Origin of the sequence: Mucilaginibacter pankratovii (assembly GCF_014773265.1) — a bacterium.
Lineage (GTDB): Bacteria > Bacteroidota > Bacteroidia > Sphingobacteriales > Sphingobacteriaceae > Mucilaginibacter > Mucilaginibacter pankratovii.
On the sequence record NZ_JACWMY010000005.1, the window covers coordinates 105,165 to 126,360 of the forward strand.

The 21,196-nt window shown below is 43.9% G+C and carries 20 protein-coding genes; all 20 read left to right on the forward strand.

The features are described 5' to 3' along the window. Positions 1-6 precede the first annotated feature (6 nt). Positions 7-1,050 carry a ferredoxin--NADP reductase gene (locus IDJ77_RS11035; RefSeq protein WP_191189006.1) on the forward strand — a complete coding sequence of 348 codons (1,044 nt, stop codon included), beginning with the start codon at positions 7-9 and terminating at the stop codon, positions 1,048-1,050. 9 nt (positions 1,051-1,059) lie between these two features. After that, positions 1,060-1,833, forward strand: coding sequence for a glucose-1-phosphate cytidylyltransferase (rfbF, locus tag IDJ77_RS11040; protein WP_191189007.1), 774 nt, complete (start codon positions 1,060-1,062; stop codon positions 1,831-1,833). 3 nt (positions 1,834-1,836) lie between these two features. Further along, positions 1,837-2,931: a CDP-glucose 4,6-dehydratase gene (gene rfbG / locus IDJ77_RS11045; RefSeq protein ID WP_191189008.1), complete on the forward strand. Its 1,095-nt coding sequence runs from the start codon at positions 1,837-1,839 to the stop codon at positions 2,929-2,931. After that, complete coding sequence (locus IDJ77_RS11050; RefSeq protein ID WP_191189009.1) at positions 2,918-3,967, forward strand: NAD-dependent epimerase/dehydratase family protein; 1,050 nt, start codon at positions 2,918-2,920, stop codon at positions 3,965-3,967. The genes rfbG and IDJ77_RS11050 overlap by 14 nt, the downstream gene beginning before the upstream one ends. 16 nt (positions 3,968-3,983) lie before the next feature. After that, the gene (locus IDJ77_RS11055; RefSeq protein WP_191189010.1) at positions 3,984-5,798 is read left to right on the forward strand and encodes a thiamine pyrophosphate-binding protein; all 1,815 of its coding nucleotides are present in this window, start codon (positions 3,984-3,986) and stop codon (positions 5,796-5,798) included. Positions 5,799-5,809: 11 nt separating this feature from the next. Then, on the forward strand, positions 5,810-6,706 hold the full coding sequence (locus tag IDJ77_RS11060) for an acetaldehyde dehydrogenase (acetylating) (protein WP_191189011.1): 897 nt from the start codon (positions 5,810-5,812) through the stop codon (positions 6,704-6,706). Next, positions 6,706-7,719 (forward strand): 4-hydroxy-2-oxovalerate aldolase, encoded by a 1,014-nt coding sequence (gene dmpG / locus IDJ77_RS11065; protein ID WP_191189012.1) that lies wholly within the window; start codon positions 6,706-6,708, stop codon positions 7,717-7,719. The genes IDJ77_RS11060 and dmpG overlap by 1 nt, the downstream gene beginning before the upstream one ends. Continuing rightward, positions 7,716-8,780, forward strand: coding sequence for an NAD-dependent epimerase/dehydratase family protein (locus IDJ77_RS11070; RefSeq protein ID WP_191189013.1), 1,065 nt, complete (start codon positions 7,716-7,718; stop codon positions 8,778-8,780). The genes dmpG and IDJ77_RS11070 overlap by 4 nt, the downstream gene beginning before the upstream one ends. A 67-nt stretch (positions 8,781-8,847) precedes the next feature. Beyond that, a complete protein-coding gene (gene rfbH, locus IDJ77_RS11075) occupies positions 8,848-10,155 on the forward strand; it encodes a lipopolysaccharide biosynthesis protein RfbH (protein ID WP_191189014.1) in 1,308 nt (435 codons plus the stop codon). Positions 10,156-10,426: 271 nt separating this feature from the next. Continuing rightward, complete coding sequence (gmd, locus tag IDJ77_RS11080; RefSeq protein WP_191189015.1) at positions 10,427-11,539, forward strand: GDP-mannose 4,6-dehydratase; 1,113 nt, start codon at positions 10,427-10,429, stop codon at positions 11,537-11,539. 87 nt (positions 11,540-11,626) lie between these two features. Further along, positions 11,627-13,078, forward strand: a complete 1,452-nt coding sequence (locus tag IDJ77_RS11085; protein ID WP_191189016.1) for a lipopolysaccharide biosynthesis protein — start codon at positions 11,627-11,629, stop codon at positions 13,076-13,078. Further along, entirely contained in the window at positions 13,075-14,157 is a 1,083-nt protein-coding gene (locus IDJ77_RS11090) for a DegT/DnrJ/EryC1/StrS family aminotransferase (RefSeq protein ID WP_191189017.1), read from the forward strand. The genes IDJ77_RS11085 and IDJ77_RS11090 overlap by 4 nt, the downstream gene beginning before the upstream one ends. A gap of 3 nt (positions 14,158-14,160) precedes the next feature. Continuing rightward, a complete protein-coding gene (locus IDJ77_RS11095) occupies positions 14,161-14,793 on the forward strand; it encodes an acetyltransferase (RefSeq protein WP_191189018.1) in 633 nt (210 codons plus the stop codon). 28 nt (positions 14,794-14,821) lie between these two features. Then, complete coding sequence (locus IDJ77_RS11100; RefSeq protein ID WP_191189019.1) at positions 14,822-15,661, forward strand: glycosyltransferase; 840 nt, start codon at positions 14,822-14,824, stop codon at positions 15,659-15,661. A gap of 15 nt (positions 15,662-15,676) precedes the next feature. Then, the gene (locus IDJ77_RS11105; RefSeq protein WP_191189020.1) at positions 15,677-16,303 is read left to right on the forward strand and encodes an acyltransferase; all 627 of its coding nucleotides are present in this window, start codon (positions 15,677-15,679) and stop codon (positions 16,301-16,303) included. Further along, positions 16,284-17,225, forward strand: a complete 942-nt coding sequence (locus IDJ77_RS11110; RefSeq protein ID WP_191189021.1) for an NAD-dependent epimerase/dehydratase family protein — start codon at positions 16,284-16,286, stop codon at positions 17,223-17,225. Before IDJ77_RS11105 ends, IDJ77_RS11110 begins: the two co-directional genes overlap by 20 nt. Beyond that, positions 17,218-18,408 carry a glycosyltransferase gene (locus IDJ77_RS11115; protein WP_191189022.1) on the forward strand — a complete coding sequence of 397 codons (1,191 nt, stop codon included), beginning with the start codon at positions 17,218-17,220 and terminating at the stop codon, positions 18,406-18,408. Before IDJ77_RS11110 ends, IDJ77_RS11115 begins: the two co-directional genes overlap by 8 nt. Then, positions 18,408-19,247 carry a glycosyltransferase gene (locus IDJ77_RS11120; protein ID WP_191189023.1) on the forward strand — a complete coding sequence of 280 codons (840 nt, stop codon included), beginning with the start codon at positions 18,408-18,410 and terminating at the stop codon, positions 19,245-19,247. The genes IDJ77_RS11115 and IDJ77_RS11120 overlap by 1 nt, the downstream gene beginning before the upstream one ends. Further along, positions 19,247-20,449, forward strand: coding sequence for an O-antigen polymerase (locus IDJ77_RS11125; protein ID WP_191189024.1), 1,203 nt, complete (start codon positions 19,247-19,249; stop codon positions 20,447-20,449). The genes IDJ77_RS11120 and IDJ77_RS11125 overlap by 1 nt, the downstream gene beginning before the upstream one ends. Continuing rightward, positions 20,446-21,156, forward strand: coding sequence for a glycosyltransferase family 2 protein (locus IDJ77_RS11130; protein ID WP_191189025.1), 711 nt, complete (start codon positions 20,446-20,448; stop codon positions 21,154-21,156). The genes IDJ77_RS11125 and IDJ77_RS11130 overlap by 4 nt, the downstream gene beginning before the upstream one ends. Positions 21,157-21,196 lie beyond the last annotated feature (40 nt).

The following is a 21,196-nucleotide window of genomic DNA, read 5'->3' on the forward strand; positions in this document are numbered from 1 at the left end:
AGCGGGATGCAATTTTTTACTCTAAAGGTTGTTGGTATACATCAGGAAACAGAGGACGCTGTAACGGTATCCTTTAAGCAACCCGGCTTAAAAAAAATAAAATACCTGCCGGGGCAATACTTAACACTCACTTTCAGGATAAACGGACGGCGCTATATCCGGCCGTATTCGTTCTCATCCGCGCCTGCGGTTGATGCAAATTTAGAGGTTACCGTAAAGCGCGTGCCGGGCGGCATCGTATCTAACCATATAATTGATAAGGTGAAAATCGACGACCTGGTGGAAGTGATGCCCCCAATGGGCGATTTTATACTGAACGAAGAGATTATTACCACCGAAACCCATATCGTTTTATGGGGAGCCGGGAGCGGCATAACACCCCTAATGTCGATAGCCAAATATGCTTTGCATAAAGGCATTGGCGGGCATGTTACGCTGGTTTACGGCAACCGCAATGCCGAGAGCGTAATTTTTCAGGATCAGATAAACGCCTTGTCTGCCGGGTTTCAAAACTTTTCTGCATGGCATTTTCATACCCAGCTTTCTGTATCTCCGGGCAACCCGTACCTGGTGCAGGGCAGGATAGATCCAAACAAAGTTTTGGCTGTAATGCACACTGAGGGGGTGCTGGATGATACTATTCACTACATCTGCGGGCCGGCCGGTTTAAAAGAATCTGTAAAAGCTGCACTCTCCGCTTTAGGTATTGAAGGTAAAAACGTATATTCAGAGGATTTTGAAGTGGTACGCAACCCTGCCGATTTTGACGGCATTGTTACCCGCATGGTGGGTGTTACTACTAATGGCGAACGCACTGTAATTGAGGCAGTAAAAGGCAAAAGTATATTAGAGGCCGCGTTGGATGCGGGCATTGATATGCCATACTCCTGCCAAACAGGAAATTGCCTGGTTTGCAAAGGCCGCCTGCTAAAAGGCGATGTAAAGATGATTGGGGTAGAAAAATTACCCGACGGGCTGCAGCCTGATGAGCGTTTATTATGCAGCAGTTTCCCGCTTACAGATGATATTGAAATACAAGTTGATCAATAAAAACAAAATATGAAGGTTGTATTATTAGCCGGCGGATTGGGCACGCGCCTTTCTGAAGAAACCGTACTGAAGCCGAAGCCAATGGTAGAGATAGGAAGTATGCCCGTGCTGTGGCACATCATGAAAATATACTCCTCCTTCGGTTTTAACGATTTTGTGGTTTGCCTGGGCTATAAAGGTTATGTAATAAAAGAGTATTTTGCCAACTACTTCCTGCACAGATCTAACGTTACCATTGATCTTTCTGACAACTCCATCCAGGTACACGATTCGCAGGCCGAGCCCTGGAAGATCACACTGGTAGATACCGGTAACGAATCTATGACCGGTGGCCGTATCAAACGCGTGCAACCCTTTATCAATAACGAACCCTTTATGCTTACCTACGGCGATGGCGTTGGTAACATCAACATAAACGAACTGGTACAATTCCATAAAACCGGTGGTAAATATTGCACGGTAACCTCCGTACAGCCATCCGGAAGGTTTGGGGTGCTGGATATTAATGAGAAAAACGAAGTACATTCCTTTTTTGAAAAACCTAAAGGCGATGGCTCCTGGATAAATGGCGGCTACTTTGTATGCGAGTCACAGGTGTTTGATTACATAAAAAGCGGCGACGCCACCATTTGGGAAAAAGACCCCATGGAAAGCATAGCCAAAGATGGCCAGATGGACGCCTACAGGCACAATGGCTTTTGGCGCCCTATGGATACGCTGAAAGATAAACACGACCTTAACGAAATGTGGGATGCAGGCAACGCTCCCTGGAAGATATGGTAACCTATGCTAAACAAACTGACGGAAGTTTATAAAGGCAAAAAGATATTTTTAACCGGGCATACCGGTTTCAAGGGCTCGTGGCTGTTAAAAATATTCAGCCTGCTGGGGGCGGATGTTAAAGGCTATGCTTTAGCACCCGAAGGGGAGCTTAACCTATATAGCGTGATCAATGGCGATGCGATGTGCCAATCGGTTATAGCCGATCTGCGCGACCGGGACGCACTTAACGATGCCGTAACTAGCTTCGAACCCGATTTTATATTTCATTTGGCGGCGCAGCCCCTGGTGAGGTTATCCTACCAGATCCCCTCGGAAACATTTGAAGTTAATGCCATAGGCACTGCTAATGTTTTGGACGCGATGAGGCTGCTTAACAAGCCCTGCAACGCGGTTTTAATTACCACCGACAAGGTTTATCATAACAACGAAACGGATTACCCTTACAAAGAAACCGACCGCCTCGGCGGGTACGACCCGTATAGTGCGAGTAAAGCCTGCACCGAATTGGTGATCGATTCGTACCGCAACTCGTTCTTTAATACAAACACATACGATAAGCACCAAAAAGCTAATGCCGTGGGCCGCGCAGGCAATGTAATAGGCGGGGGAGATTGGTCTAAAGACAGGTTGATACCCGATATTGTACGTGCTTTGGCTGATGATAAGGAGATCGAGATCCGTAACCCAAATTCAGTGAGGCCATGGCAGCATGTTTTGGAGCCGTTGTTTGGGTATTTGTTGTTGGGAGCAAAGCTTGCGGAACAGCCAACGGTCTACTCTGAGGCATACAATTTTGGCCCGGATGTGAATGATGCTTTCCCGGTGCAGAAGATGGTAGAACTTGCCATTAAATGCTGGGGCAGCGGCAGTTATTTCACCAATGTGGATAGCAGCCAGCCGCACGAAGCCGGTTTGTTAAAACTGGATATCACCAAAGCAAAGAACGCGTTAAACTGGAAACCTATGTTTAATGCCCAAAAAGCGGTGCAATACACTATAGACTGGTATAAAAATTATTATACCGAAAAGGATAAAGCAGATGCTTACACCGAAGAACAGATCCTGGCATTTTTAAACACATTGAATGACCAGCAATAAAATTGTTTTAGAGGACCTGGAAGCAATTCGCCAATCGGTAATTGATTGGGGCCGCTTTGACGGTAAAACGGTTTTAATAACAGGTGCAAATGGTTTTTTACCGGCCTATATGGTAGAAACGTTATTGTATGTTAATGCAATGGCCGGTATTGATGTAAAAGTTATTGCGCTTGTACGAAATATCGCGAAAGCAAAAAAACGTTTTGCTGAATACGCTGATGATAAAAATCTGAGCTTTGTTGAGCAGGACGTAAGTCTACCGGTTCAAACAAGCGAAAAGGTGGATTTTATTATCCACGCGGCCAGCCAGGCCAGCCCAAAATACTACGGCACCGATCCGGTAGGCACTTTAAGCGCCAACGTATTGGGCACTTTAAATATGCTGAACCTGGCAAAGGAAAAGGGATCCGAATCGGTTTTATATTTTAGTTCGGGCGAGGTTTACGGCCAAATTGATGATGCACACAACCCGGTAAAAGAAGATTACTACGGTTATCTCGACCCCATCCAGGTGCGTTCCTGCTATGCGGAAAGCAAACGGATGGGCGAGAATATCTGCGTAAGTTATTACAAGCAGTATGGCGTAAGCGCCAAAGTAGTGCGCCCGTTTCATACCTATGGGCCGGGAATGCTGCTGGATGACGGCCGTGTTTATGCCGATTTTGTAGCCGATATAGTGAATGGCCGAAACATAGAAATGAAGAGCGATGGCTCGGCACGGCGGGCTTTTTGTTATTTAAAAGATGCCACCATCGGTTTTTTTACCGTATTATTGAACGGCACACCCGGCGAGGCCTATAACGTTGGCAACCCGGATGAAGAACACAGTATTTTAGAACTTGCCGAAACTGTTGTAAAATTAAGCGACGCCGGGTTAAAGGTTATTAAGGTGGAGACCGCTGCCGGCAACCAGTATTTAAAGAGCCCGTTGTTGCGCAACACCCCGAATGTAGATAAATTGCTAACTTTAGGCTGGCACCCGCAAACAAATATTGCGACAGGATTTAAGCGCACGATTGACAGTTACCTTGTATAAATAGTTTTTACTATCCATGAAAATAAGCGATGCTATAGCCGATTTTTTAGAAGAAAAAGAAATAAGGCATGTTTTTGGAATAATTGGCGCGGGCAACGCGCACATCTTCGATTCGATATTCAGTAAAGGCTATACCGAAATAGTTTGCGTGCACCACGAGCAGGCGGCATGTATGGCTATACAAACCTATTACCGCCTTACCGGCAAAGTTACCGCGGCCCTGCTCACAACAGGTGCAGGATCCACCAATGCCAGCACAGGCGTGGTTAGTGCCTGGGCAGATTCTATTCCCTGCATTGTTATCTCCGGTAACGAGAACTCAAAATTTATCGATCTGCATAAGGATGTAAGGATGTGGGGCGTACAGGGTTACGATAGTCCGCTGATGGTAGAAAAGGTTACCAAGTACGCAGGCCGCGTGCTCGAACCGAAAGACATAACCGTTGAGTTGAACAAATGCTGGGATATCGCTTTAGAGGGCCGCCCGGGCCCGGTTTGGCTGGATGTACCGATGAACATACAATCATCAGTAATTGATGAAAGCGCGATACTGCCGTATGAAAAACCTGCGGTGGTTGTACCTTCAAAAGATTTGCCAACACAGGTTAGCGGCATTGTTGCCGATTTAAAGGCCGCCAAACGCCCGGTGCTTTGGCTTGGCCACGGTATCAGGTTAGCGGAAGCAGTTGACCTGCTGGAGCCTTTGTTGACCCAATTAGGCACGCCTGCATTGGTGACCTGGGCGGGTATAGATATGGTAGATTCTGAGCATCCGCTGGTTTACGGCAGAGCAGGTACTTATGGCCAGCGCTGCGCAAACTTTGTAGTGCAAAATTGCGATTACCTGCTATGCATTGGCACCCGTATGGCCATCCCGCAGATAGGCTACGAGATAAACGAACTTGCCCGCGAGGCGCAAATCGCCGTTGTGGATATCGACGAGCACGAATTGGCTAAATATGCTACGCGATATAAAACTACGGTAGCGGCTGACGCGAAGGATTTTATAACCGAATTATTAGCGCAAACCAAAGATCTTTCAACCGACTACAGCGAGTGGGTTACTACCTGCGATAAATACCGCGAGGATTTCCCATGGGTAAATCCTTTCGACCATCTGGATAAGGATGGCTTTATCAACTCATATCCCTTTATGGATAAACTGAACGCCCATTTAAAAGACGACCAAATTATTGTGACCGATATGGGTACCGCCTTATTAAGCGGCCACCAGGTTTTAAAATTAAAAAAAGGCCAGCGCCTGATGACCTCTACAGGCCTTGGCGAAATGGGCTACGGCCTGCCTGCAGCAATCGGCGCTTCTTTCGCTACCAATAACGGCGAGGTGATGTGTTTAAATTGCGACGGCGGCATGATGATGAACCTGCAGGAGCTGCAAACCATGGCACATCATAACCTGCCTATCAAACTGTTCGTTTTTAATAACGATGGTTACTTGATGATCAAAAACACGCAGAAGGCACTATTCAACGGCCGTGCTGCCGGTACCGACCGTAAATCGGGCGTAAGCTGCCCGGATTTTTCGGCACTGGCTGATGCCTTTAAGTTCAAGAGTTTCAGGATTCGTACCTGGGAGGATTTTGATGAGATTATCCCACAGGTACAGGCGCACAACGGGCCGGTGATTTGCGAGGTGTTTACGCATCCGCACCAAACCTTTGTGCCGAAGTTATCACTGGCTATCCAAAAAGATGGTACATTGATATCGCCGCCGCTGGAAGATCTGTCGCCCTTTATACCAAGGGAAGACTTGAGAGCTAATATGCTGGCAGGGCTGCACCCGAAATCGCAAACGATAGAAGTGAATTAAGAATCTACACTATGAGCAAACTAAAGGTAGCCATATTAGGAAGCGGAAACATCGGGACAGACCTGCTGATCAAAATTCAGCGGTCGGAATACCTGGAGTGCGTGCTGTTCATCGGCCGTAACCTGTCATCGCCCGGTATGGCAAAGGCCATTAGTTTGGGTGTAAAAGTGTCCGACCAGAGCATCAACGCTATTGTAAAAGACCCGGATTGTTGCGATTTGGTTTTTGATGCCACATCTGCAAAAGATGCGCAGCACCACTGGACGATATTGAAGAAATTAGGCAAGATAGTGGTTGATATGACCCCGGCGAAAGTAGGCGGTTTATGTATCCCGGCTGTTAATTTAAATGATGCCATCGCGCAACAAAATGTAAACATGGTAACCTGCGGCGGGCAAGCTTCAATACCGATCGCCTACCTCATCGGGCAAACACATCCGGAAGTGGAATATATAGAAGTGGTATCCAGCATTGCATCGCGCAGCGCAGGCCCTGCAACCAGGTTGAATCTGGATGAGTATATCGAAACTACCGAAGAGGGCGTAAGGCTATTCTCCGGCGCAAAAAGGGCCAAGGCTATTTTGAATTTGAATCCGGCCAATCCCTGCATCGATATGCAAACCACCATATTTGCCAAAGTAACCAATCCCAATATCGAAGCCTTGACGCTTGCGGTAGAAGCGATGGTAAAGAATATCAACTCCTATGTGCCGGGCTACCAGTTACTGGTATCGCCGATATACGAGAACGGGCGTATTGTGGTGATGGTAAAAGCGCAGGGACTTGGCGATTACCTGCCAAAATACGCGGGCAACCTGGATATCATCAACTGTGCGGCAATTGCAGTAGCAGAGGAGTACGCCAAAAAAGCGGCCGACCCGGCTGCCATGAACTTTTTAGCAAATTAATGAAGCAACATATACTCATCAGCGACCCAACACTGCGCGACGGCAACCACGCCGTATCGCACCAGCTTTCTGCCAAACAGGTGGCGGCATATTGCGAGGCGGCGAATAACGCGGGTGTACCTATTGTTGAGGTAGGGCATGGTAACGGTCTGGGTGCCTCATCATTACAGGTAGGTGAAAGCCTGGAGAGCGATGAAGTGTTGTTAACTACCGCACGCAAACATCTAAGTAAAAGCAAACTGGGCATCCATGTTATCCCTGGGTTTGCAACCATACAGCGCGACCTGCGGATGGCCATAGAATGGGGTGTGGATGTTATCCGCGTGGCATCTCATTGTACCGAAGCGGATATAACGCAGCGCCATATCGGCTACTCCCGTGAAAAGGGTAAGGAAACTTATGGCGTGCTAATGATGACGCACATGGCATCGCCCGAATTGCTGGTAGAAGAGGCACAGAAGATGGAGCTGTACGGCGCTGAAGGCATTATTATTATGGATTCTGCCGGCGCATATTTACCATCTGATGTTAGCGGACGTATCACTGCTTTGGTTGACGGATTGGCTATCCCGGTTGGCTTCCACGGCCATAATAACCTTGGGATGGGCATTGCCAACAGCATTGCCGCGATAGAAGCAGGGGCAACTATGCTGGATGGAACGGCGCGTGGCTTTGGTGCAGGAGCAGGCAACGCGCAGCTGGAAGTGCTGATTGCGGTTTTGGAAAAAATGGGTTATTCCACAGGTGTAAACCTGTATAAAATATTGGATGCCGCGGATATTGCCGAGCGCGAAATTATGCCGACGGTGCCCGTAATAAAATCTGAAAGCGTGGTAAGCGGACTGGCAGGCGTATTTTCGGGTTTCTCTAAACATGTAAACCGCATCTCCAAGGAATATAACGTTGATCAGCGTGATGTATACTTCGAGCTGGGCAGGCGCAAGGTGGTAGCAGGGCAGGAAGATCTGATCATAGAGGTTGTTTTGGATATTGTTAAACGCCGGGAAAAATGAAAAAAGAACAATTAAACGACATAAAAGCCGATTGCAGGGCGTCGCTAAGCGGGTACATCCCATCGCTGGAGGCATTACGCGGGCAAAGCATTTTGGTAACCGGCGGTACCGGCTTTATCGGTAAATGGCTTACCGAGGTGATCTCGGTATTAAACGACGAAGAAAACTTCGGCACAAAACTTTACCTGCTGGCGCGCGATATGGAAGATTACCGCGCCGAGGTGCCGCATTTGGCTGCGTTGAAGTATGTAACACTGATAGAGCAGGACATTCGTAATGTAAGTGTATTGCCCGAGGATGTCCGCTGGATCATCCACGCAGCAGGTTCGCCGGATAACCGCACCCATGTAAGCAACCCACTAAAAACTATCGAAACGTTTTACAAAGGTACCCAGGCTTTATTGGACGCCTGTTTACGTTTACCAGGACTGAATAAATTTGTACATCTTAGTTCAAACACCATATACGGCCATCCGCTGCAATCATCGCCCCAGGGCATCAAAGAAAGCGAGATAGGTATATCCGACAGCAACACCGTAAACGCAGCCTACAGCGAAGCAAAACGCATGGCAGAAACCGTTTGCGCTATCTATCGCAACCAGCAAAAACTGCCGGTAGTGATAACCCGCCCGTTTTCCTTTATCGGCCCATACCAAAACTTAGAAAAGCCGTGGGCCATCAACAATTTCATCAGGGATAGTATCCTGAACGGCCCCATCCGAATTTTGGGTAATGAGAACACCATGCGCAGCTACCTTTACGGCAGCGATGTAGCCTGCTGGCTGTTGATGGCGCTGGCTAATGGCAAAACTGCTGCCACCTACAACATCGGTGGCGACGAGGCTATTTCGTTAAAGGATCTCACAGGTAAGATAACGGCCAATTTCCCAAACAAAATTGATGTGCTGCTGAAATACTCAAAAACCTATCCTGCTCAATCATCCATATCTATACCCGATACCACGGCCATTAAGGAGGCATTAGGTGTAAAGCAACAAGTAAGTTTCGACAGCGCGCTGAAGAAGACGATAGCTTTTTATAAGGCACAGGGAAGAGGTTAGGGATTGGAGATTAGAAGCGAATAATAAGAATAAAGAAGAGAATTTACTACGTACTAAACACATTACTATGCACCCCTACAAAAATATCGACGATAGTATAAAAAGCCAGTTAGCGGCTGTTATCAAAAAAAACACCACCAGGGAAATTATCGCGGGTAAAAACTACATAGCGGTTACCGGTAAGGTGATGGATGAAGAAGATATTTTATACGGAGTAGATGCAGCATTGGATGGCTGGCTTACTGCGGGCCGTTTCGCTAACTCCTTTGAATACGATTTTGCCAAATACTTTGGCGCACACAAAGCGCTGCTGGTAAATTCCGGCTCATCTGCAAATTTAGTAGCGTTCTATGCGCTCACCTCTACAAAATTGGGCGACCGCGCCGTAAAACCCGGCGACGAGGTAATTACCGTTGCAGCGGGTTTCCCAACTACCGTGAACCCAATGATCCAGTTCGGCGCAATCCCGGTGTTTGTTGATGTGAATATTGCTACACACAACGTTTTAGCCTCAGATATTGAGGCCGCTGTTTCGCCAAAAACAAAGGCCATCATGATAGCGCATTCGTTGGGTAATCCCTTCGATTTGGATGAAGTGATGCGCGTTGCCAAAAAATATAATTTGTGGGTGGTGGAAGACGATTGCGATTCGTTGGGCGCTACCTACCGCGGGCAAAAAACCGGGACGTTCGGCGATATTTCCACCTTCTCGTTCTACCCGGCACACCACATTACCATGGGAGAGGGTGGTGCCGTTTTAATAAACAACCCCGAACTGGCCAAAGTTGCCGAAAGCTTTAGGGATTGGGGCCGCGACTGTTATTGCGAACCAGGTAAAGATAACACCTGCGGATGCCGTTTCTCTCAGCAATTGGGCTCCTTACCATACGGGTACGACCATAAATACACCTATTCGCACATCGGCTTTAACCTGAAGGTTACTGATATGCAGGCTGCATTCGGTGTATCCCAATTAAAAAAAATTGACCATTTTGTACAACGCCGCCGCGAGAATTATAAAGCGCTTTACGAGCGGATGAAGGAGCTGGAAGAGATTTTTATCCTGCCCGAACCTACGAAGCACAGCGACCCATCCTGGTTTGGTTTCCTGCTTACGCTGCGCGAAGGTGACGCTGCCGACAGGCACATGCTGGTGCAGCATCTCGAAGAAAAAATGATTGGCACGCGCCTTTTATTTGGCGGCAACTTATTGCGCCAGCCTGCCTATGCCAATATTAATCACCGCACGGTGGGCGATCTTGCAAATACGGATATTATCATGAACCAGTCGTTCTGGCTGGGCGTTTGGCCGGGCCTCAACGAAAGCCATTACGATTATATACTGGACGTTATTAAGGATTATATAAACGGTTAACACACAAAGTTTTATCCCGGAGAATGAATAAGCTTGCTTTAAATAGGCAATGCCAAACGCGGATTTGGGTTTTTAAATTGTATCTTCGCGCCCCCTCCGGGTTAGCCTGGTATTTTAAACGTTAATGTAAATTGATACGTTTTGTCTTTATCATTATTAGAAAAGAGAGTGATACATTGCTTTAAAAATTTTACGATTTAAACTAACATTGGTGAACAATTCCGCCGTTTAAGCATTAATCAATTCTCTATATATAATCCAACTACTACCGATGAAAAAAGCTCTAATCACAGGAATTACAGGTCAGGATGGTGCTTATCTGGCCGACTTTTTATTGAAAAAAGGATATGAGATACACGGTGTTAAGAGAAGAAGTTCTTCATTTAACACCGATAGGATAGATAACTTGTACAAAGATCCGCATGAAAATAACGTTCGTTTTAAGCTTCATTACGGCGACCTTACAGATTCTACCAATTTAATACGCATTATTCAACAGGTTCAGCCGGATGAGATCTACAATTTAGGTGCTATGTCGCACGTAAAGGTAAGTTTCGACACACCGGAATATACCGCAAACGCCGACGGAATAGGTACACTAAGGTTATTAGAAGCTTTAAGGATATTAGGTCTCGAAAAAAAGACAAAAATATATCAGGCATCAACATCAGAACTGTATGGCCTGGTACAGGCAGTGCCGCAATCCGAATTGACGCCTTTTTACCCGCGCTCGCCTTATGCTGTGGCAAAGTTGTATGCTTATTGGATAACGGTTAACTATCGCGAAGCATACGGTATGTTTGCTTGTAACGGTATTTTGTTTAATCACGAGAGCCCTTTACGTGGCGAAACCTTTGTTACAAGGAAAATAACCCGGGCCGTGGCCAAAATAGCACTTGGCCTGCAGGAAAAACTGTTTTTGGGAAATTTAAATGCACAGCGCGACTGGGGCCACGCCAAGGATTATGTAGAAGCGATGTACCTGATCTTACAACAGGAGGTTGCAGAAGACTATGTAATTGCCACCGGTATTACCACTGCGGTTCGCGAGTTTGTGCGACTTGCCTTTAATGAAGTTGGTATAGCCATTGAATTTAAAGGCGAAGGTGTTGACGAGAAAGGCTATATAGTTTCATGCTCCAGTCCGGATTATCAGGTTGCCGAAGGAACCGAAGTAGTAAGTGTCGATCCACGATATTTCAGGCCGACCGAAGTAGAATTACTGGTTGGCGACCCAACCAAATCTTTTGAGAAACTTGGATGGAAACCAAAGTACGATCTGCAGGGGCTTATTAAGGATATGATGCAAGGCGATACAGACCTGTTTAAAAAAGATGCTCTTTTAAAACAGCATGGTTATGTTGTAAAAAACCAATTTGAATAATTACATTCATGGCTTTATCGGGCGGTGTGCAATCAAAAATATGCGCGCAACAAATGATATAAGCCTGGTTATAGCGAAAAAAGGTTAATGAGCCTAAGCAAAAGAGCGGTATCCGGATTATTGTGGACCTTTGCGCAGCAATTTGGCGCGCAGGCCATAACATTTATTACGTCGGTTATTTTAGCGCGTATATTATTACCATCCGATTTTGGTTTGATAGGTATGCTTGCGTTATTTATGGGCGTTGGCAACGTTTTAATAGACGGGGGATTAACCAATTCTCTGATCCGGTCGCAGGATGTAGACCAAAGCGACTATTCATCTGTTTTTTTCATAAATATTATCGGCAGTGTTGTAATATACCTCATAGTATTTTTTTGCGCCCCGTTGATATCTGGCTTTTATCATCAGCCTGTACTCACCGGTATTATACGTGTTTATACGCTGTCATTTATAATAAATGCCTTTGCAACGGTGCAAACTACGCGGCTTACGCGCGAGCTGAAATTTAAACTGCAAATGCTGATGCAGCTGCCATCACTCATTATTAGTGGCACCGTAGGTGTTATACTGGCGCTAAAGGGTTTCGGTGTATGGAGCCTGGTTTGGTTAAATATTATTAACAGCATTATATTTGTGAGTTTACACTGGTTGCTTAGCGGCTGGTATCCTCAGTGGATATTTAATAAGAAAAAGCTTTTGGTGCATTTAAACTTTGGTTACAAGCTTACCTTATCGGGTACCTTAGATATTGTTTTTGAGAATATTTACAATATCGTTATCGGCCGTTTTTTCCTCGCAAGCAGCTTAGGATTTTACACCCGTGCGCAAACAATAAGCATGCTGCCGGTGCAAAGTATATCGGCTGCCTTAAATAAAGTAACATATTCGCTTTTTGCAACCATACAAGACGACAATATCCGGCTTAAAAAGGCCTATAAAACCATTATGCTTGCGGTAGTTTTTTGGGTAACTATAGTAATGATATGCCTGCAGGTAGTATCCGAACCTTTGTTTAAACTGTTACTTACCACCAAGTGGTTACCTGCTGTGCCTTACTTTAAGGTGCTTTGTATTACAGCTATACTTTATCCGCTGCACTTGTATAACTTAAATGTGTTACTTGTAAAAGGCGAGGCGGGGCTTTATTTAAAGCTGGAGGTATATAAAAAAATAATAATTGTGATAGGTGTGATCACCGTAACGCAATTTGGCATATTTGGCTTATTATATTTTCAGGTCGTATTTTCGGTGATGGCATTCTTTTTAAACTCCTGGTACAGTGGCCGCTTAATAGGTTACCCGGTTAAAGAACAACTGAAGGACCTGTTACCCATTTTTATAACCGGCGTGGTTACGGCAGCCTTTTGCCTTTTTTTGCAAAACTTTTTTACAAGTTTAGCGTTGTTAAGCGATTTGGTTCGGATAATTATAATGGGCGCTACTTGCTTTGCTACTTATACGTGCATTAGCTACATTATTAAAATGCCTGCTTTATTTGATACTTTTACCCTGATTAATAAAACCGATAATACATGATACCAGTGACAAGGCCATTTTTACCCCCGAAACACGAATATGAGCAATATATAACCGGTATTTGGAAAAGGCAATGGCTTACCAATATGGGCCCGCTATCAAGCGATTTAGAATTAAAACTGAAAGATTACTTAAATCTTAAACATCTATTGTTTGTTACCAACGGTACGGTAGCGCTACAGATGGCCATAAAGGCGCTGAACCTTACCGGAGAAGTAATAACAACACCGTTCTCTTTTATTGCAACAACAAGCAGTATTGTGTGGGAGGGCTGCACGCCCGTTTTTGCTGATATCGATCCGTTATCGCTCAACATCGATCCAACAAAAATAGAAGCAGCCATAACACCAAACACCAGCGCTATTTTAGCTACCCACGTATATGGTAACCCCTGCGATGTTGTTGCCATTGAGCAGATAGCCAGGAAACATAATCTGAAAGTTATTTATGACGGCGCGCACGCTTTCGGCGTAAATGTTAACGGAAGATCGATTTTTGAATTCGGCGATATATCAACATGCAGCCTGCATGCTACCAAACTGTATCATTCAATTGAGGGTGGCCTGGTAATTACCAAGGATGAAAACCTGTTAAAAAAATTGGCGTATATGCGCAACTTTGGATTTGACGGCCCTGAGAATTTTGCCGAACTGGGAGTTAACGGGAAAAACTCGGAGTTTCATGCTGCGATGGGGCTCGCAAACTTAAAGTATATTGATAATATACTTACAAAGCGCGAAGAACTGGCACTGCACTATATACAAAGGATGAAAAATGTAAGGGTTACCATGCCGCTATGGCATAAAACAGCCACTAACAACTACGCTTACATGCCGGTTATTTTTGAGAGTGAGGAAGCATTGTTGAAATGTCAAAAAATATTAACGCTGCACGAGATCTTCCCGAGGAGATATTTTTATCCTTCGCTGTCTGCCGTATTGCCATATATCGATAAAGCCGCAATGCCTGTAACCGATGATGTTGCCAGGCGCGTACTTTGCCTGCCGTTTTATTATGATATGGATAACGAAGAAATAGACCTTGTTTGCCGCTTAATTTTAAGGGCTCAAAATAATTAAGAAATGGTTATTGCCGGTGCCGGCGGGCATGCCCGCGAAATAATAGATGTTCTTAAAGATAAACAACCTGATGCTGGGGTGTATTTATTTGAGGATACAGACGGTACCGCAAATGATTTGTATGGTTACCACATAATCAGAAGTATAGATGCGCTGAAGCCGATATTTAAAAACGATCCGGCTTTTGTGTTAGGAACAGGCACCCCCATATTAAGGCATAAATTAAAAGATTTACTGCAAGCAGCGGGAGGGGTACTTACCACCGTTATTGCACAATCGAGCTTAATAAGCGCTGTTAATGTGCAAATAGGCAACGGTTGCAACATAATGGCTTTTGCATTTATCAGCAATGCGGTTACTATGGGCGAGGGCTGCCTGATAAACGCACGGGCAAATTTGCATCATGATGTACAGATTGGCGATTACAGCGAAATTTCGCCCGGCGCAACCCTTTTGGGGTACGCCTCTGTTGGAAGTTTTACAGTAATTGGCAGTGGTGCCATCATTCTACCGAAAGTTAAAATAGGTAATAATTGCGTAATAGGCGCTGGGGCTGTGGTAACACATGATATTGCCGACAATGCGGTAGCCGTTGGGGTACCTGCAAAAGTTATAAAGATGATACCTGTGCACTAATTTGGCGCTGGTTACTAAACTAAAAAATATGGATAATGTGCCTGTGGTTTCGGTTTGTATGATAACCTATAACCACGAAAAGTATATAGCGCAGGCTATAGAAAGTGTATTGATGCAAAAGGTAAGTTTTAAATTAGAACTTATTATAGGCAACGATTGCAGTACCGATAACACTAACAACATTTGTTTACAGTATCAGCAACAATATCCCGATGTTGTTAAGCTATATACGCCGCAGAAAAACTTGGGCATGATGAAAAACTTTATTGCCTCGTTAAGCAATTGTACGGGTAAATATATAGCATTATGCGAGGGCGACGATTATTGGAGTGATCCGTATAAGCTTGCCAAACAGGTTGATTTTATGGAAAAGAACCCTCAGTATATGGGTTGCTTTCATAACACCGAAGAGCGTTATGAAGAAAGTGATACACTCGCATCCTTCCTTTATTCTAAATTTTCTTCGGCAAGGGCTATTGGCTTTAAGGAATTAGCTATAACCAATTACATGCCTACCTGCTCGGTATTAATTAAAAACTTCGATACCAAATTGCTACCTCCCTGGTATGAAACACTACGACTTGGCGATTGGACGCTGCATCTCATCAATTCGCTTAAAGGAGATTATTGGTATTTGCCAAAGGTAATGGCCGTACACCGCCTGCACAGTGAAAGTACCTGGATGCTGCAAGACCAAAAGAAAAACGACGGATATATTGTAGATGCCTACAACACAATGATCGGTAGCGGATTTTTCAGCGAAGAGCAAAACAAGCTATTGGAATTCAGGAAACAAAAATTCATGAACAAAGATTCGGCACTTGCTAAGGTAAAGCGCTACATGGTAAGCAAATTAATTAAAAACTAAAAGGCCGGCGCTGCGATGATCAGGTATATTAGAAATAAAGTACGGAAACTTATTTTTGACAGGCATGTTGAAGGGATAAAAAAATACATCAGCATTGGGAATTCGCACTTGTTTGAGAATTTCAGGCTCACGCTTATAAAGCCCCTTGCTGATAAAACCTTTGTGAAAATTGGAAACGATACCATACTGGATTGTAAAGTTATTTTCGAATCGGAAACCGGTCAGGTTATTATCGGCGACAAATGTTACATAGGCACCAGCAGTATAATATGCCGCACGAAAATTGAGTTTGGCAGCAATATTATGGTGGCCATGGGTTCTGTTTTTTACGACCATGATTCGCACTCCCTGAATTACCTCGAGCGGCAAAAAGATATAGAACAACAACTAAAAGATCATCGCGACGGAAACTTTTTTATTGAAAATAAAAGTTGGACGGATGTATCATCGCAGCCAATTAAAATAGAAGATAATGCCTGGATAGGCATAAATTGTATCATTTTAAAAGGTGTAACCATTGGCGAAGGGGCAATTATTGGCGCGGGCAGCGTGGTTACACGCGATGTGCCGGCATGGACAATAGCAGCGGGAAACCCTGCGAAAGTTATTAAAGAGATACCTAATGAACTCAGAAGAAAATAAAAAAACGGTACTGGTTACAGGCGCATACGGCTTCCTGGGGCGATATACCGCAAAGGTTTTTAATGACGCCGGGTACCACGTGAGTGGGATAGGGCATGGTAAGTGGCATAAGTATGAATATAACAAGTGGGGCATACAGGAATGGTACGAAACCACCATCACGTTTGAGGCACTTATTAACTTAAACAGATCGTTTGATGTTATAGTTCATTGCGGTGGTGGCGGCTCGGTGGCGTTTTCTTACCAAAACCCTTACGAAGACTTCCAAAAAAGCGTGCAAAGCACCTTATCGTTATTAGAGTATATCAGGCTGCAAGGAAAACCGTGTCATTTTATTTACCCATCCAGTCCGGCGGTACAGGGCGAACTGGGCAACAAACCCATTAAAGAGGATGATCCGTCTAACCCGGTATCGCCTTATGGTTTTCACAAAAAAGCGGCCGAGGAGCTTTGCCAATCGTACAGCAAAAGCTTCGATGTAAAAATCACCATTATAAGGTACTTCTCTATATATGGCGTGGGCCTGCAAAAACAATTACTGTGGGATGCATGCCTTAAAATTAAAAACGCCGAAAGTGATGTTACATTCTTCGGTACCGGCGAAGAAACCCGCGATTGGCTGTATGTTACCGATGCGGCGACGCTCATTTTATCGGCTGCAGATAATGCAACGGGCCATTTAAATATAATTAACGGTGGCACCGGTAAAAAAACTCCCGTGAAAGACACAGTTGAGTTACTGGTAAAATTATACAATAAGCCGGTTAATATCCATTTCAACCAATCTGTTAAGGAGGGCGACCCGAGATTTTACCAAGCCGATATTACTAAAGCTACAGCCTTGGGTTGGTCACCAAAAATTAATTTAAACGAAGGACTTGAACTGTATTTGCAGTTTTTTAAACAACTATTGAATGATTAAAGTAGCATTCCTGCTTAATTTTACTAAGGAATATAAAGGCGGAATAAACTATATAAAAAACTTGCTTTATGCCTGCTCTGTCAACAAGCGCAGCGATGTTGCTTTTTATTTATTCGTGCCCGCCGATATAGAGCAGGAGTATATAGATACTTTTTCGGCATATGCCACGGTAGTTAAAACCGGTATTTTAAAGCGGGGCACGCCAACCTGGTTTGTAGATAAAGTATTGGATAAGAAGTTTAGCGCAAGTTTTTTCCTGTTAAGGCTGCTCAAAAAATATAAAATCGACGTTGTATCGCACTCCAATTTTTTTAGCCGCTATAAAGGATTAAAAATTATTAATTGGGTGCCCGATTTTCAGATATTGCACTACCCGGCCTTATGGACCGATGCGGAAAGAAAACGCATACTTAACCAATACCGGGATATGGTTAAGTACAGCGATCTGATAGTGTTAAGCAGCAACGACGCCTTTAAAGATTACCGCACTTTTACAACCGAAAAAATTGATAAAGTGAGGGTGCTGCAATTTGTATCGCAGCCGGGAATTTTAACCAGGGCTCAATTTGAAAAAACACAGCAGGAAATAGTTGGCAAATACAATATTAACCGCAGCTTTTTTTACCTGCCCAACCAGTTTTGGAGCCACAAAAATCATATTACGGCGTTTAAGGCCGTTAATATTTTAAAACAAAAGGGGTTAACCCCGCTGCTTGTAACTACCGGCCACATGGCCGATTACAGGAATAATAAAGGGCTTGAGAGCACATTGAGTTATGTTAAAGATAATAACCTAACAAACAATATATTGCTGTTGGGCCTGATACCTTACCAGGAAGTATTGGTTTTAATAAAATCGTGTGCAGCGTTGATCAACCCATCCTTATTTGAGGGCTGGAGCTCTACGGTAGAGGAAGCTAAAAGCAGCGGTAAACAAATTATCCTGGCAGATATCCCTATTCACAGGGAGCAAAACCCCGAAAATGGGATTTATTTTAACCCGCTTGACGAGCACGAACTGGCAGCTATTATGGAGAACGTAATAAACCAAAATAGCGGAAAAGCCCTCGGCGAATATTGGGTTGATCAGCAGGTGGAAGATAACTTAATTAAGCGAACCAAATTATTTGCCGAAAAATACTACGAGATAATTGACGAAGCCGTTGCAGATAAAAGCTCATAATGAAAGATTTTATTGCAGTATTAGTATTATACAAAACCAGCTTACAGCAATCTGCAACCTTTACATCTATAACTAAGGGGTTAAAAAACAGCGGCCAGCATTTAAATTTGGTTGTTTATGATAACACCCCCGGCTATAATGCTGGCCTTACCAACGGCGATTTGCCAATGGAAGAAATAGGTGTAACAATTACCTATAGAGCAGATGCCGCGAACGGTGGTGTTAGCAAAGCATACAACTTTGGGGCAGCAGAGGGAAAAGCAAGAGGAAAGAAATGGATACTGTTGCTGGATCAGGATACGGAGTTCCCGGAAGGTGCCTTAAGCCGATACGCTGAAGCGGTAAGCAACTATCCGCATGATAAGTTATTTGCGCCCATAATGATGGCCAATGAGAAGATCATTATATCGCCATGCCGGTTTAAATTTATGCGTGGGTTTTCGTTAAATAACATAACGCCAGGCGTTAGCAGTTTACAAAACCTATCCGTAATAAATTGTGGCATGTGCATCCGTACAGATGCTTTTGAAAACAATAAGGGTTATAACCCGGCTATTAAATTAGATTTTAGCGATCATGATTTTATCTCGCGTTTTAAAAAAGTGAATGGCGAACGGTTTATAGTTATCGATATGAAGGTGCGGCACCAGTTATCTACTACTGAAAAAAATAGTGCAGAAAGCGACCTGCTAAGATTTGGCTACTATTTGCAAGGCGAGCGTAACATGACCGCCTCCGCGTACCAACGCGCGTTTTTAAAAACGAATGCTCTTATCAGGGCTGCTAAACTATCGTTTATCCATTTAAATTTGAGGTTTATATTAAAGCTGTTTAAATAGTGGATACACAACCCAAAAGCGTAACGGACGTAAATCCTTTTTTTACCTACATATTGGGGTTTTCCCTGGCGCTGCTGGTGTACCAGTTAGATTGGTCGTATCTGTATCCCGAAATCACCTGGCCTGTTATTATATTTCTCACATCCACTTTTCTCATCAGTGGTGTTATAGGCCTTTACATTTACCGGAAAAAAGTATTGCGCTTTTATGAGTTTAACAACAAGCTGAGCGTGATGAATTGGGTTATTGCCATCACTATAGGCTATATGCTTAATTTTGCTTACGCCGGTCGTATCCCCTTGTTTTCAATTGTAAATAACGACGATATAAACTATTTCGAGTTCGGCATCCCTACCTTTTATGTTATATTGGCAACCTTCACAAGCTTTTTCACTGTTTACCTGTTTAAATGTTACCTGGTTGAAAAGAAGAAAAAATACCTTTTCTTATGCTTTTACCTGCTCATTTTCCCAATTCTTGTTTTTAATCGCGGGGCGGTAATTCTCAATTTATCAAGCATGTTTTTTGTTTACCTGTTTTCTTACAAGAAGAACAAATTACGCGTTTACCTTGCCGTTGTGGGGATAGTGTTTGCCGTTTTAATGGCCTTTGGCATCCTGGGGAACATCCGAACAAGTAACCAGATAGACAAAAACGGCACACAAGAGCTTAGCCAAATTATGCTGAATTTAGGCGAGGCCAAGCCCGATTTTGTAAATTCGGCTATACCGAAGGAGTATTTTTGGTCGTACCTGTACATTTCATCGCCGCTGGCAAATATGCAGAAGAATATTGATGGACGGAATATTGACTACAGCGCATCAAATATTGCCCAGTATGTAAACGGCGAGCTCAACTTCGATTTCATATCCAAACGTATATTTTCATCTTTCAACATTGTTAAACCAGACAATAAGTTAATAGCCCCTTTTTTAACGGTTGGTACGGTTTACTCCACGTCGTACTCTTATCTTGGGTGGCTTGGCATGTGTATCACGTTTTTGTTTTTAATGGGCGTTACATTGCTTTACCTTGTTATTATGAAACCACGTAACCCATACTTTTCCACGGGCGTGGCTATTTTAAACACGTTTTTATTGTTCTGTATATTTGATAATATGTTTTTCTTTAGCGGCCTAAGTTTTCAGCTGGTATACCCGGTGTTATTGTCGCTCACCACAAAAAAAGCGGTAATTATATGAGTAAGATATGTTCGGTTTGCATGGCTACCTATAACGGGCAGGATTATATTTTTGAGCAAACTAAAAGTATATTGGATCAATTATCTGATAACGACGAATTGATCGTAAGCGACGACGGCTCAACCGATAACACGCTCAACATCCTGAATGCTTTTAATGATAACCGGGTAAAGATCTTTCACAACAAAAGAACCAAAGGCCCGGTAGGGAATTTCGAAAATGCGTTATTACACGCCAAAGGGGATATTATTTTCCTGGCAGATCAGGATGATAAATGGGCACCAAATAAATTAAGAAAACATCTTGAGCTGCACGAAAACCATGACCTTGTAATTTCAGATGCAGTAGTTATAAACGATGAGGGAGAGGTGCTATATCCATCCTTTTTCAGTCAAAGACAGTCGCGCGCGGGGCTTTTAAAAAACTTGTCGCGCAACTCTTATATTGGGTGCTGCATGTCGGTAAACAGGAGAATATTAAACCTTGCGCTTCCGTTCCCATCCTACATACATATGCACGATTGGTGGATAGGCCTTATTGCCGAGTTGAAAGGGAAGCCTGTTTTTTGTGATGATAAGCTTTTATACTATTTAAGGCATCAAAACAATGCGTCGCCTACGTTAGGGCAAAGTGGTTATTCAAGTTTTAAACGCATGAAAAACAGGGCACAGTTAGCTTTTGGCTTACTATCAATTTTATTTAAATAGCCGCTAATGATGTTTAATTTAAAGTCTCTGGTTTCTTTGT